General features: G+C 71.8%; 12 protein-coding genes. 7 read left to right on the top strand and 5 right to left on the bottom strand.

The window, feature by feature from the left end; genetic code table 11:
• Nucleotides 1-46: 46 nt before the first annotated feature.
• Together C6N31_RS05905 and C6N31_RS05900 are read right to left on the bottom strand one after the other, a co-directional pair.
• Nucleotides 47-922, bottom strand: a complete 876-nt coding sequence (locus C6N31_RS05905) for an MEDS domain-containing protein (RefSeq protein WP_138356288.1) — start codon at nt 920-922, stop codon at nt 47-49.
• Nucleotides 923-1,163: 241 nt separating this feature from the next.
• Nucleotides 1,164-2,057: an LLM class F420-dependent oxidoreductase gene (locus C6N31_RS05900; protein ID WP_138356287.1), complete on the bottom strand. Its 894-nt coding sequence runs from the start codon at nt 2,055-2,057 to the stop codon at nt 1,164-1,166.
• A gap of 172 nt (nt 2,058-2,229) precedes the next feature.
• Here C6N31_RS05900 and C6N31_RS05895 point away from each other — a divergent pair, with 172 nt between their 5' ends.
• The 7 genes from C6N31_RS05895 (at nt 2,230) to C6N31_RS05865 (ending at nt 11,150) form a co-directional block, all read left to right on the top strand.
• Entirely contained in the window at nt 2,230-2,973 is a 744-nt protein-coding gene (locus C6N31_RS05895) for a response regulator transcription factor (RefSeq protein ID WP_138356286.1), read from the top strand.
• Nucleotides 2,970-4,568 carry a sensor histidine kinase gene (locus C6N31_RS05890; protein ID WP_244809271.1) on the top strand — a complete coding sequence of 533 codons (1,599 nt, stop codon included), beginning with the start codon at nt 2,970-2,972 and terminating at the stop codon, nt 4,566-4,568. Before C6N31_RS05895 ends, C6N31_RS05890 begins: the two co-directional genes overlap by 4 nt.
• A gap of 25 nt (nt 4,569-4,593) precedes the next feature.
• The gene (locus C6N31_RS05885; RefSeq protein ID WP_138356285.1) at nt 4,594-5,901 is read left to right on the top strand and encodes a bifunctional glycosyltransferase family 2/GtrA family protein; all 1,308 of its coding nucleotides are present in this window, start codon (nt 4,594-4,596) and stop codon (nt 5,899-5,901) included.
• On the top strand, nt 5,898-8,144 hold the full coding sequence (locus C6N31_RS05880) for an ArnT family glycosyltransferase (RefSeq protein WP_198357205.1): 2,247 nt from the start codon (nt 5,898-5,900) through the stop codon (nt 8,142-8,144). The genes C6N31_RS05885 and C6N31_RS05880 overlap by 4 nt, the downstream gene beginning before the upstream one ends.
• Before the next feature lie 182 nt (nt 8,145-8,326).
• Nucleotides 8,327-9,802: an MFS transporter gene (locus C6N31_RS05875; RefSeq protein WP_232484875.1), complete on the top strand. Its 1,476-nt coding sequence runs from the start codon at nt 8,327-8,329 to the stop codon at nt 9,800-9,802.
• 61 nt (nt 9,803-9,863) lie between these two features.
• Entirely contained in the window at nt 9,864-10,616 is a 753-nt protein-coding gene (locus tag C6N31_RS05870) for a TetR/AcrR family transcriptional regulator (protein ID WP_198357204.1), read from the top strand.
• Nucleotides 10,617-10,685: 69 nt separating this feature from the next.
• Nucleotides 10,686-11,150 carry a PPOX class F420-dependent oxidoreductase gene (locus C6N31_RS05865; RefSeq protein WP_138356281.1) on the top strand — a complete coding sequence of 155 codons (465 nt, stop codon included), beginning with the start codon at nt 10,686-10,688 and terminating at the stop codon, nt 11,148-11,150.
• A 25-nt stretch (nt 11,151-11,175) separates the two neighbouring features.
• On the opposite strand, the gene C6N31_RS05860 is transcribed toward C6N31_RS05865, so the two are convergent.
• From C6N31_RS05860 to C6N31_RS05850, 3 genes are all read right to left on the bottom strand, one after another.
• Nucleotides 11,176-12,003, bottom strand: a complete 828-nt coding sequence (locus C6N31_RS05860; RefSeq protein WP_138356280.1) for a YceI family protein — start codon at nt 12,001-12,003, stop codon at nt 11,176-11,178.
• Between the two features lie 309 nt (nt 12,004-12,312).
• Nucleotides 12,313-14,715: an MFS transporter gene (locus tag C6N31_RS05855; protein ID WP_465269111.1), complete on the bottom strand. Its 2,403-nt coding sequence runs from the start codon at nt 14,713-14,715 to the stop codon at nt 12,313-12,315.
• A gap of 74 nt (nt 14,716-14,789) precedes the next feature.
• Complete coding sequence (locus C6N31_RS05850) at nt 14,790-15,320, bottom strand: MarR family winged helix-turn-helix transcriptional regulator (RefSeq protein WP_138356295.1); 531 nt, start codon at nt 15,318-15,320, stop codon at nt 14,790-14,792.
• Between the last annotated feature and the right edge of the window lie 265 nt (nt 15,321-15,585).

The raw sequence follows: 15,585 nt of genomic DNA, 5'->3' as shown, positions 1-15,585 counted from the left end.
ACCGTCCCGACCACCGTCCCACCCACCAGAACGCCCACCGGCCCGGCTACCAGCCCGCCTCGACGTAGAGCGTCAGTTGGCGGACCTCGCCCGCGCCGCACAGCCGCAGTACGCGGGCATGGGTGGCCGGGCAGTGGACGGCGAGCCTGGCGGTGGGGGGCAGGCCCGCGGCGAGCCGGATGAGGGTGGTGGCGCAGTGGGCGTCGATGAACGACAGCGCCGTCAGGTCGACGAGGCGCGGCGGCGGGCCCGGCCCGCCCAGCGACCGGCGCAGCTCCGTGTCGAACTGCTCCCGGGTGGCGAGGTCGGCGTTTCCCGCGAGGTGCAGGATGGTGCCGGTCCTGGTGATGTGCAGGGCGTCGAGGGACTGCAGGACCTCGGTGGGGTGGGAGGCGCCGACCCGGCACATCAGCTCGGGCGGGAACAGTCGGCGGTCGTACTCGCAGATCGCGGTGAAGCCGATGTCGGCGAAGAGCGGGGTGAGCCCCGTCTCGTAGTCGATGAGCTCCTCGTGGTCGACGCCGGGCTCCAGTGCCCAGGCCATGTCGCCGACGGCGCGCAGCCCGCTGAAGCCCATGACGTTCGCGTTCTCGGTGAAGTCGAGCCAGGTCGCGGCACGGCTCTCGGCGTCGAATCCGCGCTCCGGGTCGTAGCCGGGGGTCTCGTTGATGACGAGCAGCCGCTCGTCGCGCAGGGCCTGGGCGGCGGGGACGCCGTGGTCGGCGAGGCGGGCGGCCGCCTTCCCCGGGGTGGTGCCGGGGTCGACGAAGAGGATCACCCGCTCACCGCGGAGCAGGCCGGCCTCGGTGAAGGCGGCCCGGACCGCCCAGCGGGCCCGGTGGCTGTCGAAGCCCAGACAGGCGTGATCTCCGGAGGCCATGCGGTCGACGGAGACGGTGTAAGGGACGGCGCCACTGTCCATGCGGCGAACGTACCTCCGTTTGTCGCGGGGTGGAGGTGCGGCGATCGGTTTCGTACGAAGACGACATGATGCGTTTGCGTGGGTGCTGACAACTGCCGTTATTTGTCGCAAATATGACGATTGATCACATAGTGGACAAACAAGGGCAGTTGATCAACTCGGCAACCCCACAGCATCAGTTGATCAACACCGCTGAACACTCCGTCAGTTGTGGAGCGCGGTGCGCCGAACGCCGTCCGGGTCAGGCCAACACCTCGGCCAGGCGCCGCCATTCGGCACACGGCAGCACGGATCGGTCCTGGCCGGTGACGATTTGCAGGGCCACATGGTCAGCACCGGCCGCGTGGAAGGACTCGATCCGCCGCCGGATGCGGTCCTCGTCGCCCCAGGCGAAGACGGTGTCGATCAGCCGGTCGCTGCCGCCACCGGTGAAGTCCGGCTCCTCGAAGCCGAGTCGGAGGAAACTGTTGGTGTAGTTCGGCATCGCCAGATAGACGGCGAGATACCCGCGGGCGATCTCGCGGGCGACGGCCGGGTCCGTCTCCAGCACGACCTTCAACTCGGGTGCCAGCAAGGGGCCGTAGCCCAGCAGCGAGCGGGCCTGTTCGGTGTGTTCCGGCGTGACGAGATACGGGTGCGCGCCGCCCGCCCGGTCGCGGGACAGCTCCAGCATCTTCGGGCCCAGCGCGGCCAGCACGCGCCGCCCGGCCGGCACCGGCGCGGGCGCGGCGTCCAGCGCGTCCAGATAGGCCACCATCGCCGAGTACGGGCGCCGGTAGCGGTCGGCGATCTGTGCGTGGCTCACCCCGAGGCCGAGCAGGAAACGGTCCGGGTGGGCGGCCTCCACCGCCGCCGTGCTCGCGGCGACCGCGGCCGCCTCGTGCTCCCAGATGCTGAGGATCCCGGTGGCGACCGCGATCCGCGGTGTCGCGTCGAGCACCCGCGCCGCGTGCTCGACGGAGCTGCTGCCGCCCAGCCAGATCGCGCCGAAGCCCAGTTCGTCCAGCTCGGCCGCCGCCTCGGCGATCTCGCCGCGCAGCGCCGGATCGTCCGAGCGCAGCCCGGCGTTCCAGATGCCGTAGCGGCCGACGGACTCCCTGGCGGCCGTGCCGCCGCCGCTGTCGTTGCTCCCCATGTTCCCGGCTCCCTGGTTCTCGGTGCGTGCAGGTGGCAACCCGGTGATCGACTCCCGTATTCCGGCCCCCGGCGGACCCCCGCCCAACCCTCACAGGCCCCACGGGCCGTTTCTCAGGAGATTCACAGGTAGCCGAAAGAATGCTCTCAGGGCCCCCTCCCAGGCTGGTCCCATGCCTTCCTTCCCCGCTGCGGCCTCCGCCGACCTGTCCCGTCCCGACGGGTCCCCGGTGCGTGTCCTCGTCGTCGACGACGAGGCCGCTCTCTCCGACCTGCTGTCCATGGCCCTGCGCTACGAGGGCTGGGAGGTCCGTACCGCGGCCGACGGCGCCGGCGCGCTGCGCGCCGCCCGTGACGCCCGGCCCGACGCCGTCGTCCTCGACGTGATGCTGCCCGACATGGACGGCCTGGAGGTGCTCGCCCGGCTGCGCCGTGACGCCCCTGATGTGCCGGTGCTCTTCCTCACCGCCAAGGACGCCGTCGAGGACCGGATCGCCGGACTGACGGCGGGCGGCGACGACTACGTGACGAAGCCGTTCAGCCTGGAGGAGGTCGTCGCCCGGCTGCGCGGGCTGATGCGCCGCTCGGGCGCCGCCGCGGCACGGAGCGAATCCATGCTGGTCGTCGGTGATCTCGTACTGAACGAGGACAGCCACGAGGTGTACCGCGGCGACGACTCGATCCACCTCACCGCCACCGAGTTCGAGCTGCTGCGCTTCCTGATGCGCAACCCGCGCCGGGTGCTCAGCAAGGCGCAGATCCTCGACCGGGTCTGGTCCTACGACTTCGGCGGCCAGGCCAACGTGGTGGAGCTCTACATCTCCTACCTGCGGCGGAAGATCGACGCGGGACGTGCCCCGATGATCCACACCCGGCGGGGGGCGGGGTATCTGATCAAGCCGGGCGAGACGGCGTGAAGGCCCCGCGCCGGCGGCGCTGGTCGCTGCCCAGCCGCCCGTGGTCGCTCCGGCGCCGGCTCGTCGTGTCGTCCGTCGCGCTGGTCGCCGTCGTGTGCGCGGTGATCGGCACGGTCACCGCGATCGCCCTGCACACCTATCTGTACGGGCAGCTCGACACCCAGCTCGCCGCCGTCGCGCACCGCGCCGAGGGCCCGCCGCCCGGTTCGAATCCGTTGCCGCACCTGCGGTCCGGCAACGAGCTGGGGTTCGTCATCGGCGGCGGCCAGCCGCTCGGCACGATCGGCGCCAAGGTCAGCGACGGGAAGATCACCGACAGCGCGCTCAGCGCTCAGACGGAGAACAGCGAGGCCGGGCCGCAGGTGACGCCCGAGACCCTCGACGCCGCGCAGACCGCGGCGCTGGGCAGCCTGCCGCTGGACGGCGCCGCGCACAGCATCGACGTCCCCGGCCTGGGTACCTACCGCATGCAGTCGGTCACGACGCAGAACGGCACGTACCTCGTCGGCATCCGGGCCTCCGGCGCGCAGGACACCCTCAACACCCTCGTCTGGGTGGAGGTGTGCGTGACCGCCGCCGGTCTCGCGGCGGCCGGGCTCGCCGGCACCGCCCTGATCCGTATCTCCCTCCAGCCGCTGCGCCGGGTCGCCGCGACCGCCTCCCGGGTGTCGGAACTGACGCTGCACCGGGGCGAGGTGGCGCTCCACGAGCGGGTGCCGGAGGCGGACACCGATCCGCGCACCGAGGTGGGGCAGGTCGGCGCGTCCCTCAACCGGCTGCTCGGGCACGTCGGTTCCGCGCTGCACTCCCGGCAGGAGAGCGAGATGCGGGTCCGCCGCTTCGTCGCCGACGCCAGCCATGAACTGCGGACGCCGCTCGCCTCGATCCGCGGCTACGCGGAGCTGACCCGGCGTGGCCGGGAGGACGTCGGCCCCGACACCCGGCACGCGCTGGGCCGTATCGAGTCCGAGGCCGGACGGATGACGTCGCTGGTCGAGGATCTGCTGATGCTCGCCCGGCTGGACGCGGGGCGGCCGCTGAGCCTCGCCGGGACGGATCTGTCACCGCTCGTCGTGGACGCGGTCAGCGACGCGCGGGCGGCCGGGCCCGACCACGTGTGGCGGCTGGACCTGCCCGACGAGCCGGCCACCGTGCACGGAGACGCCGACCGGCTGCAGCAGGTGCTGGCGAACCTGCTGGGCAACGCCCGCACCCACACCCCGCCGGGCACGACCGTGACCGCGCGCGTCACCGGTGACCGGCACCACGGGGTGCTGCTCCAGGTGGTGGACGACGGTCCGGGCATCCCGCCCGACCTCACGCCGTACATCTTCGAACGGTTCGCACGCGGCGACGCGTCACGCGCCCGGGGTGCCGGATCGGGCTCCACGGGCCTCGGGCTGGCGATCGTGTACGCGGTCGTCGCGGCGCACGGCGGCCGCGTGTGGGTCGAGAGCGCCCCCGGCCGCACCGCGTTCACCGTCCAACTCCCGTCACCTGTACGCCAGATGACGGCACACGACGTGCGGACGGACGAACTGCCGGACGCGCGGCCGGACTCACAGCCGGGACTCAGGTTCACCACAAGGTCGTGACAGCGCGGCGGTGGAGCGTCGGGGTATGCGAACTCACCTCGGCACTCTGCCGTCCCGGCAGCACCTGCCGGTCGCACACAGCGACCCGGTGCTCGACGTCGTGATCCCCGTCCACAACGAGGAGAACGACCTGGAGCCCTGTGTCAGGCGGTTGCACGCGCACCTGGCAAACACCTTCCCCTACCCCTTCCGGATCACCATCGCGGACAACGCGAGCACCGACCTCACGGAGGCCGTCGCGAAGAGCCTCGCGACGGAGATCCCCGAGGTCGAGTCCTTCCGGCTCGACCGGAAGGGGCGCGGGCGGGCCCTGCGGGCCGTCTGGACGGAGTCCGAGGCGCCGGTGCTCGCCTACATGGATGTCGATCTGTCGACGGACCTGAACGCGCTGCTGCCGCTGGTCGCCCCGCTGATCTCCGGCCACTCCGACCTGGCGATCGGCTCCCGGCTGGCCCGCAGCTCCCGCGTCGTGCGCGGCGCCAAGCGCGAGTTCATCTCCCGCACCTACAACCTGATCCTGCGCGGCTCGCTCGCCGCCCGCTTCTCCGACGCGCAGTGCGGCTTCAAGGCGATCCGCAAGGACGTCGCCGAGCGGCTGCTGCCGATGGTCGAGGACACCGGCTGGTTCTTCGACACCGAGATGCTGGTGCTCGCGGAGCGCGCCGGACTGCGGATCCACGAGGTGCCGGTCGACTGGGTCGACGACCCCGACAGCACCGTGGACATCGTCCGCACGGCCGCCGACGACCTCAAAGGGGTCTGGCGCGTGGGCCGGGCGCTCGCCACCGGGGCGCTCGCGCTCGACCGGCTGCGCCGGCCGTTCGGCGACGATCCGCGCGACCGCGAACTGGGCGGTGTGCCACCGGGCCTCGCCCGCCAGCTGGTCGGCTTCTGCGTCGTCGGGGCGCTGAGCACCCTGGTCTATCTGGTGCTGTACTCGGGCTTCCGGCTCGGGCTCGGCTCACAGCCCGCCAACGCGGCGGCGCTGCTGGTCTCCGCGATCGGCAACACCGCCGCCAACCGCCGGCTCACCTTCGGCGTCCGCGGCCGGGAGCAGGCCGTCCGCCATCAGGCGCAGGGCCTGGTCGTCTTCGCGATCGGCCTCGCCCTGACCAGCGGCTCGCTGGCCGCCCTGCAGACGGCGAACACCCGTCCTTCGCACGGCACGGAGCTCGCCGTCCTCATCGCCGCCAACCTCGCGGCGACGGTGCTGCGCTTCCTGCTCTTCCGCGCCTGGGTCTTCCCGTCCGGAGCGGCCCCGTCCGACGCCACCCCCACCCCCACCCCCACTCCCACCTACGACTACGACTCCGATCCGAGGAGCGCACGATGACCGTGCCGTACAGCACCCCGGCCGGTCCGCCGCCGGAGCCCGCCGACCTGCCCGGTCCGGTGACCCGGACCCCGGTGCCCGAGCACGCCCCGCCGCCCGGCGGGCACCGGGCGGCCGCACCGTCCGCCCTGTCCTCCCCGTCCGGCCCCCGCGGCTTCGCGGCGCGCGTCTGGCGGGGACGGGCCGAGGACGCCCGCTGGGTGCGTCCCGCGTTCCTGGCGCTGCTGGCGGTGACCGCCGCGCTGTACCTGTGGGACCTGAGCGCGTCCGGATACGCCAACTCCTTCTACTCCGCTGCCGTCCAGGCGGGCAGCGAGAGCTGGAAGGCGCTCTTCTTCGGCTCGTCCGACGCGGCGAACTCGATCACCGTCGACAAGCCCCCGGCCTCGCTCTGGCCGATGGAGATCGCCGTCCGGATCTTCGGCCTCAACTCGTGGTCGATCCTGGTCCCCGAGGCGCTGATGGGCGTCGCGACGGTGGGCGTGCTCTACGCCGCCGTCCGCCGCCGCTTCGGCCCGGCCGCCGGACTGATCGCGGGCGCCGTCCTGGCGGTCACCCCGGTCGCCGCGCTGATGTTCCGCTTCAACAACCCGGACGCGATGCTCGCGCTCCTGATGACGGCCGCTGCCTACTGCGTGCTGCGCGCCCTCGAAGGCGCCCGGACGAAGTGGCTGGTCTGGGCCGGTGTCGCTTTCGGTCTCGCCTTCCTGACCAAGACGCTGCAGGCCTTCCTCATCCTTCCGCCGCTCGCGGTCGTCTACGCGGTCGTCGCGCCGACGGCCTTCCGCAGGCGCGTCGGCCAACTGGCCCTGGCAGGGCTCGCCCTGCTGGTCTCCGGCGGCTGGTGGGTGGCGATCGTCGAGCTGTGGCCCGCGTCGTCCCGCCCGTACATCGGCGGTTCGCAGGACAACAGCTTCCTGTCGCTGACCTTCGGCTACAACGGCTTCGGCCGGATCACCGGCAACGAGACGGGCAGCGTCGGCGGCGGGGGAGCGGGCGGCGGCCAGGGCGGTGGCCAGTGGGGAGCCACCGGCATCACCCGGCTCTTCGACGGTGACATGGGCGGTCAGATCGCCTGGCTGCTGCCGGCCGCGTTCGTCCTGCTCGCCGCGGGGCTGTGGCTGACCCGGCGGGCGCCGCGCACCGACGCCCGGCGCGCCGCGTTCCTCGTCTGGGGCGGCTCGCTGCTGATGACCTTCGGGGTCTTCAGCTTCATGTCGGGCATCTTCCACCAGTACTACAACATCGCCCTGGCGCCCGACATCGCCGCCCTCGTCGGCATGGGCGCGACGCTGCTCTGGGAGAAGCGCACGCACCTCGCGGCGGCGGCCACGCTCGCCGCGACGTCGGCGGGCACCGGGTACTGGGCGTACGTCCTGCTGGGCCGGGCGACCGACTGGCACCCGTGGCTGCGCTGGACGGTACTGGCGGGCGGGCTGCTGGCGGCGGCCGGACTGCTGCTCGCCGTACGGCTCGGCCGGCGGTTCGCGGCCGCCGTGGCGGGTCTCGGTATCGCGGCGGCGCTCGCGGCACCGTTCGCGTACACCCTGAACACCGTCGACACCGGTCACAGCGGCTCGATCGTGACGGCGGGCCCCGCCGTCCAGGGCGGCAGGGGCGGTCCCGGCGGGATGCGCGGCGGCGCTCCCGGCGGCATGCCGGGGCAGGCGGGCCAGAACGGCCAGGCCCTGCCCGGCGGCGGCGGGCAGCCGCCGACGGTTCCGGGCGGCGGCCAGAACGGCCGGCCCGGCCAGCAGGGTCAGCAGGGTCAGCCCGGCCAGGGCGCGCAGGGCTTCCCACGCGGCGGTACGGCCGGTGGCGGTACCGGCGACGGCGGCACGGCCGGTGGTCGCGGTGGCGGCGGGATGGGCGGGCTGCTCGGCGGCGCCACCGTCAGCTCCGCGATGAAGACGCTCATGGAGCAGAACGCCTCGGACTACACCTGGGTCGCGGCGGCCATCGGTTCGCAGAACTCCGCCAGCTACCAACTGGCCACCGGCGACCCGGTCATGGCGATCGGCGGCTTCAACGGCAGCGACCCGTCACCGACGCTCGCGCAGTTCAAGCAGTACGTGGCCGAGGGGAAGATCCACTACTTCATCTCCTCCTCCGGCGGAATGGGCGGTGGCATGGGCGGCCAGGGCACGTCCTCGGCGATCACCACCTGGGTCACCTCCGCGTTCACCGCGAAGACGGTCGGCAGCACGACGGTCTACGACCTGACGAGCCCCGCGAAGAGCTGACGCAGGGCGTTCGGGAGAGCGATCGAGAGGACGCCCGAGAGGACGATCGAGAGGGGTAGGGCGGTATCCGCAGGCATCGTGACCTGCGGGTACCGCCCTTTCCGTGAAATCTCTTGTACACCGTACAGGGACAGCTGTACGGCGTACAACGTATTGCCCCGTACACCGTATAAGGAGTCCGCTTGCCAGCCACGGCAACCACCGCCATCCCGCGAGCGGCCAAGGAACGCCACCCCCAGCGCTGGCTGATCCTCGGCGTCATCTGTCTCGCCCAGCTCACCGTGCTGCTCGACAACACGGTCCTGAACGTCGCGATCCCGTCCCTCGGCACCGAGTTGGGCGCGACCACCTCCGACATCCAGTGGATGATCAACGCCTATGCGCTCGTCCAGTCCGGCCTGCTGCTCACCGCGGGCAGCGCCGCCGACCGCTACGGCCGCAAGCGGATGCTGCTCGTCGGTCTGGCGCTCTTCGGCGCCGGCTCGTGCAGCGCCGCCTTCGCGCACTCCGCCGGGCAGCTCATCGCGGCCCGCGCGGGCATGGGCATCGGCGGCGCGCTGCTGATGACCACCACCCTGGCCGTCGTCGTCCAGATCTTCGACGACGAGGAACGGCCCAAGGCGATCGGCCTGTGGGGCGCGATCAGTTCGCTCGGCTTCGTCGCGGGACCCCTCATCGGCGGGGTCATCCTCGATCACTTCTGGTGGGGTGCGATCTTCCTGGTCAACATCCCCGTCGCACTGCTCGGCGGCGCCGCCGTGGCACGGCTCGTCCCCGAGTCGAAGAACCCGTCGGGCGACCGCCCCGACCTCCTCGGCGCGCTGCTCTCCATGGTGGGGATGACCGGCATCGTCTACGCGATCATCTCCGGTCCCGGGCACGGCTGGACCTCGGCCGACGTCCTGCTCCCGGCCGTCGCCGGCTGCGCCGGGCTCGCCGCGTTCGTCCGCTGGGAGCTGCACACCCCGCACCCCATGCTCGACATGACCTTCTTCCGCGACCGCCGCTTCGTGGGCGCCGTCGCGGGCGGCATCCTCGTCTCGTTCGGCATGGCGGGGTCGCTCTTCCTGCTCACCCAGCAGCTGCAGTTCGTGCTCGGGTACACGCCGTTGGAGGCGGGGCTGCGCACCGCGCCGCTCGCGCTGAGCATCGTCGTACTGAACCTCGCGGGCATCGGCGCCCGGCTGCTGGCGAAGGCCGGCACCCCGGTCGCCATCCTCGCCGGGATGTCGATGCTCGCCGCCGGCCTGGCCGCCGTGGCGCTGCTCGGCGGCCACGGCTATCCGGGGATGTGCGCGGGTCTGGTCCTGATGGGCGCCGGTATCGCCTTCGCGATGCCCGCCATGGCCAACGCGATCATGAGTGCCATCCCGGTGGAGCGGGCCGGTATCGGCGCGGGCGTCAACGGAACGCTCACCGAGTTCGGCAACGGGCTCGGCGTCGCCGTCCTCGGTGCCGTCCTGGCCTCCTCCTTCGCGGCGGGCTCGCTGCCGGCCGCCCTGGCCGGCGCCCGTACGGCCGCCGAGCGCACCTGGCTGGTCGACGACTTCTCCGCCGGCCTCGAAGCCAGCCAGCTGATCGGCGCCGCCGCCGTACTGCTCGGCGGTCTCCTCGCGGCACTCCTGCTGCGCAGGGCCGAGCGTTCGGAAGCGGCATAGCATCGGGGGCGGGCAGCCCTCAGGCCCGACGACCCGGAACACCCGAAGGGAACCGCCCGCCATGGCCGAGGACAGCCGCGCGACCACGCCCGGTGCCAGCGTGTGGCTGCACGAACGTCCGGCGGCCAAGCGCCGCAGCGAGCAGCCGGCCGGACTGGACCGCGACAGGATCGTCGCGACCGCCGTCCGGCTGCTCGACACGGACGGTCTCGCCAAGTTCTCGATGCGCAAGCTCGCCGCCGAGCTGGGCGTGACCGCGATGTCCGTCTACTGGTACGTCGACAGCAAGGACGACCTGCTGGAGCGCGTCCTGGACGCGGTCCACGGCGAGATCGCGCTGCCGGCCGAGGAGCCGGACGCCGACTGGCGCGACGAGGTACGCCAACTCGCCGTCGGCTACCGCGCGATGCTGGTGCGCCATTCCTGGACGGCGCACCTGATCGGCGAATACCTCAACATCGGTCCGTTCGCGATGGACTTCGCGAACCTCTCGATGCGCGCCCTGGCCCGTTCCGGCCTGGCGGCCGAGCAGATGACCGGCGCGCTCGGCTGCGTCTTCCAGTTCGTCTACGGCTACGGCACCGTCGAGGGCCCGTGGGGCGAACGGTTCCGGGCCAGCGGCCAGGACGAGGACGACTTCTACGCCGACTGGGCCGGCACCGTCGCGGACCGTCCCGGCTTCGAGGAGTCGCTCGATCTGCTCAAACACCGCACCGTGTCCGTCGCCGAGCAGCGCGAGCGGGATTTCACCTTCGGGCTGGAGTGCGTGATCGCCGGTATCGAGACGATGCGCGACCGGCACCTGCGGACCTGAAGACCTGAGGCCTCCGGGGACCGGCGTGCGCACCGGCCCGGCAGGGAGCCGCGCCGCTAGTGTTTTGGCATGGCTCCCAAAACGATTGCCACCAACACCAAGGCGTCCCTCGACGAGCTGCTGGAGTTCGTCCGCCCACGCCACCGCGCGATCCTGCTCACCACCCGCGCGGACGGCCGGCCCCAGGGCTCGCCGCTGACCTGCGGTGTCGACGACTCCGGGCGGATCGTCGTGTCCACCTACCCGGAACGCGCCAAGACGAGGAACGCCCGGCGGGATCCGCGCGCCAGCGTCATCGTCCTCTCCGACGACTGGAGCGGGCCCTGGGTGCAGATCGACGGCTCTGCCGAGGTCATCGATCCGCCGGACTCCGTCGAGCCGCTCGTCGAGTACTTCCGCAACATCTCGGGTGAACACCCGGACTGGGACGAGTACCGGGCCGCGATGATCAAGCAGGGCAAGTCGCTGATCCGCATCACCCCGGAGCGCTGGGGCCCGATCGCGACCGGCGGATTCCCGGCCCGCCTCGCGTAACGCCCCCGGCACCCTGGCTCTCGCGCTACGACCCGGGCAGTTCGGTGCCGCGCACCGCCTGGATGGCGAGTTCGACCTTGAGTGTGGTGCCGATGGCGGCGATCCCGGCCTGGACGACCTGGTTGTAGTTCATCGCGAAGTCGGCGCGGCGCAGCTCGGTCGTGGCGCGGAAGGCGGTGCGCACCCCGCCCCACGGGTCGGGGCCGGTGCCGAGGTACGCGAGGTCGAGATCGACGGGCCGCGTGACGCCGTGCAGGGTCAGTTCGCCCTGCACGGTCCAGCGCTCCTCGCCGGCCGGCTCCAGGCCGCCCGTGCTGCGGTAGGTGATCTTGGGGTGGACCTCGGCGTCGAGGAAGTCGGAGGAGCGCAGATGCCCGTCCCGCAGGGCGTTGCCGGTGTCGATCGACGCGGCCTCGATGACGGCGTCGACGGATGACGCGGCGGTCCGCCCGTCGATCTCGATCCGCCCGCCGAACACGGTGAACCGGCCCTGCACGCTGGAGATCCCGAGGTGCTGGGCGGTCGCGGTGACGGAGGAGTGCGCCGGGTCGATGGTCCAGGTGCCGGGCGGCGGCAGTTCCACGCCGCCCGCGCGGTTGAGCGTCACGGTGCCCGCGTCGGCGGACCCCGACGCGGTGACGATCGCGGTCGAGGCGGCCGGCAGATACCCGATCGCCGTCACGATGGCGGTGTAGGAGCCGGCGGGCAGCGGTCCGGTACGGACGACGCCGTCGGAATCGGCCTCCTGGCGGTCGACCTGACTGCCCGTCATGTCGGTGACGGTCAGCACCGCGTGCGAGACGGCCCAGCCGTCCCTGGTGCGTACGCGGGCCCGCAGGCCGTGGCTGCTCATCGAGGTTCGCCTCCCGTGACGTGCCGGTGTCCCGTGGGCCCGGCCGTGGTGCTCTGGTGCGGTGGTGCAGTGGTGCCGCGCTGCTGTCGATCGCCGGGCGGGCCCGTTCGACGGAGCCCGCCCGGCGAGGGGATCCGGTGCGACGGCCTCGGCCGTCCCCTGCTCCGGCCGTCGCTCGGATCCCGATCCCTCCGGACCGGCCCGCACCTCTCCGCAAGGCACGCGGGCCGATCGTCCGGAAGCCTGTCCCCCGAAGTCCGAAGTCCGAAGTCCGACGGTCCGGAGTCCGGGGGCTGGGGGCTGTTCCCGTTACCCCTCGGGGTGGTTGAGCTCGACGTCGAACTCCTCGGCCCCGCGCCCCTGCACGCTCAACGCGGTGGCCAGCGGCGGGTAACCGCTCGCGACGAGCGAGTACTCGCCCGCGTCGAGGTCCGTGAACGCGTACGCGCCGTCCGCACCCGTGGTCGTGGTACCGGCCACGTTCCCGGCCGCGTCGACCAGGACGACCTTGGCGTCCGGCAGCGGCCGCCGGTCGGCGCCCGCCCGTACGACGCCGCGCACCTGCGCGCCGGGCTGGAGCACGACCTCGACGCGGGTGGCGCCGGTGCCGCCGACCTCGACGGGCAGCGCGGCCGGCCGGAAGCCGGGGGCGTTCACGGCGACGGTGAAGTCGCCCGCGGGCAGTTCGGCGAAGGCGAACCCGCCGCCGTCACCGGTCTTCCCGGTGCCCAGCACCTCGCCGCGCACATCGGTCACGACGACCATCGCCTCGACGACCGGCAGGCTGTCGACCGCGCCCAGCACGGTCCCGGTGAGCCCGCCGGCGCCGCTGAGCACCACGTCGAACGGCAGGGGCGCGTCGCCGACCAGCACGGTCGACGCCTGCGGCTGGTGGCCGTCGGCCGCCGCGATCAGGACGTACGAGCCGGCGCCGGGCGCTTCGAGAAGGTAGCGGCCGTCGGAGCCGGTGACGGACCTGCCCAGCTGCTGTCCCTGGAGCGAGATCAGCGTGACCTTGGCGTGGTTGATGGCCGTACCGTCGGTGATGCTGACGATGCCGTGCACGGGCGTGCCGTCGTCGCCGGACGACACCGGCCGGTCGTCCAGTATCGCCACCGGTGTCATGGCGGCCACCTCCTTGGCGAAGGAGGTCGCGGGCAGGGTCACCTCGGCACCACGGGCACTTCCACCGGCGGCGGCAGCCGCTTCCGCTCCCGCGACCTGCTGCAGACCGCTGTTGGTCTTGAGCGCCACCTCCTTGACGAAGATCACCAGCAGCAGCGCGATGAGTGCGAACGGTGCCGCGTACAGGAAGACATCGCCGATGCCACGCCCGTACGCGCTCTCCACGACGCCCTTGACCGGGGCCGGGAGCTTGGCGACGTCCGGGATGCCGCCGCCGTCGCCGCCCTTGATGCCGAGGGCCGCCAGGCCGTCGGACACCAGGCTCGTGACGCGGCTGCCGAGGACGGCGCCGAGCGCCGAGACGCCGACCGCGCCACCGAGCGAGCGGAAGAACGTGACGAGCGAGCTGGCCGCGCCGAGGTCCTCCGGCTTGACCTGGTTCTGCACGGCGAGCACGAGGTTCTGCATCATCATGCCGATGCCGAGACCCAGCAGCGCCATGTAGATCGCGACCTGCCAGTACGGGGTGTCGTAGCGCAGCAGGCCCAGCGTCGCGGCGCCCGCGGTGAGGAGGACTCCGCCGCCGACCAGGAATCCCTTCCAGCGGCCGGTCCTGGTGATGATCTGGCCCGAGACGGTCGAGGAGATGAACAGGCCCGCGATGAGCGGGATGGTCATCACGCCGGACATGGTCGGGGTCTTGCCGCGCGCGAGCTGGAAGTACTGGCTCAGGAAGACGGTGCCGGCGAACATCGCGACGCCGACGAAGAGGCTCGCGAGCGAGGTGAGAGTGATCGTCTTGTTGCGGAACAGCCGCAGCGGAATGATCGGCTCGGACGCCTTGGACTCGACGAACAGGAAGACCAGGCCGAGCAGGAAGGCGCCGGGCACCATCACATAGGTCTGCCAGGACATCCACGGGTAGTTGGTGCCGCCGAGCGAGACCCAGATCATCAGCAGGCTGACGGCCGCGGAGATGAAGAACGCGCCGGACCAGTCGATCTTGACCTTCCGCTTGACCACCGGCAGGTGCAGCGTCTTCTGCAGCACGATGAGCGCGATGATCGCGAACGGTACACCGACGTAGAAGCACCAGCGCCAGCCGAGCCAGTCGGTGTCGACGATGACGCCGCCGACCAGCGGGCCGCCGACGGTCGCGACGGCGAAGACCGCGCCGAGGTAGCCGCTGTAACGGCCGCGCTCCCGCGGGGAGATCATCGCCGCCATGATCACCTGGGTGAGGGCCGACAGACCGCCGGCGCCGACGCCCTGGAGCACCCGGCAGGCGATCAGCATGCCGGGGTTGGTGGAGAACCCGGCGATGATCGAGCCGAGTACGTAGATGACCAGGGCTATCTGGATCAGCAGCTTCTTGCTGACCAGGTCGGACATCTTGCCCCAGAGCGGGGTGGTGGCGGTGACCGCGAGCAGGGCGGCGGTGACCACCCAGGTGTACGCGCTCTGCCCGCCGCCGATGTCCGCGAGGATGGTGGGCAGGGCGTTGGAGACGATCGTGGACGACAGGATCGCCACGAACAGGCCGAGCAGCAGCCCGGACAGCGCCTCCATGATCTGCCGGTGCGACATGGGGGCCGCGGGCCCACCGTGGGCTTCCGCCTCCCGCACACCGGTCGGTGTGGTTGTAGCCATCTTCGTCCTCGTCAATTCGCGTGTGTACGGGGTGTGTGGGCCGTGCCGGTGCCGGCCGTGGTGGCCGGGTGCGCTGCGTGGGCCGTCCGGGCGTGCGGGGCGTGGGCCTTGGGCCGGCAGTCGCCGAAACTCAGGCGCAGCCGGTCCAGCAGGCCGGACAGCAGGTCGACGTCGTCGTCTGACCAGTCGCTCAGATGGGCCGCCAGCACCTCGGCGGCACGGTCCGAAGAGGCGGCCAGCACCTTTTCGCCGTGCGGGTTCAGGCGCAGCAGCCGGGATCGTTTGTCGAGGGCGTCGGGAGTGCGGTCGATCCAGCCGCGCTCGGCGAGATAGGCGACATGTCTACTGGTGACCGATATATCGATATCGAGATATTCGGCGAGCCGGCTCATCCGCATCTCGCCGTACCGGCCGAGCACGGTGAGCACCGCGACGGTCGAGGGCGGGGTCTCGGGCGGCAGTGCCCGGCCCACTTCCCTGCCGACGCCCATGACGACGCGCAACTGGCGGGCGAGCTCCGCGCAGTGCTCCTTCGTCGCCACAGCCCCGCCGATCGTCTCATCGTCCAATTGGTTGCCTTGAGCAACTGTAGGGGTGGTTGGTTGCTACAGGCAAATGAATCTGCGCCCTAGGCGGTCAAGAATCCCCAAAGGAATCGCCCGCCTCCAGTAAAGCGAGACGGGCGATCCCCCCGATGGGATAAGCGAGTGCTACGTCATATCCGCAGGTCAGGCGGACGCGGCCGTCAGCCGCAGGGCTGATGCGTTCTCAGCTGGCGGGATGAGCGTTTTCGCCCGTTTCGCTGCG

It is taken from the genome of Streptomyces fildesensis, from assembly GCF_016107395.1.
Classification (GTDB): domain Bacteria; phylum Actinomycetota; class Actinomycetes; order Streptomycetales; family Streptomycetaceae; genus Actinacidiphila; species Actinacidiphila fildesensis.
This window is presented reverse-complemented; position numbering and strand designations above follow the sequence as displayed.

Coding starts and splice junctions, on each gene's coding strand:
- C6N31_RS05905 (WP_138356288.1), bottom strand. CDS start 922: ATGGACAGTGGCGCCGTCCCTTACACCGTCTCCGTCGACCGCATGGCC.
- C6N31_RS05870 (WP_198357204.1), top strand. CDS start 9,864: ATGGCCGAGGACAGCCGCGCGACCACGCCCGGTGCCAGCGTGTGGCTG.
- C6N31_RS05885 (WP_138356285.1), top strand. CDS start 4,594: ATGCGAACTCACCTCGGCACTCTGCCGTCCCGGCAGCACCTGCCGGTC.
- C6N31_RS05860 (WP_138356280.1), bottom strand. CDS start 12,003: ATGAGCAGCCACGGCCTGCGGGCCCGCGTACGCACCAGGGACGGCTGG.
- C6N31_RS05865 (WP_138356281.1), top strand. CDS start 10,686: ATGGCTCCCAAAACGATTGCCACCAACACCAAGGCGTCCCTCGACGAG.
- C6N31_RS05900 (WP_138356287.1), bottom strand. CDS start 2,057: ATGGGGAGCAACGACAGCGGCGGCGGCACGGCCGCCAGGGAGTCCGTC.
- C6N31_RS05895 (WP_138356286.1), top strand. CDS start 2,230: ATGCCTTCCTTCCCCGCTGCGGCCTCCGCCGACCTGTCCCGTCCCGAC.
- C6N31_RS05880 (WP_198357205.1), top strand. CDS start 5,898: ATGACCGTGCCGTACAGCACCCCGGCCGGTCCGCCGCCGGAGCCCGCC.
- C6N31_RS05855 (WP_465269111.1), bottom strand. CDS start 14,715: ATGTCGCACCGGCAGATCATGGAGGCGCTGTCCGGGCTGCTGCTCGGC.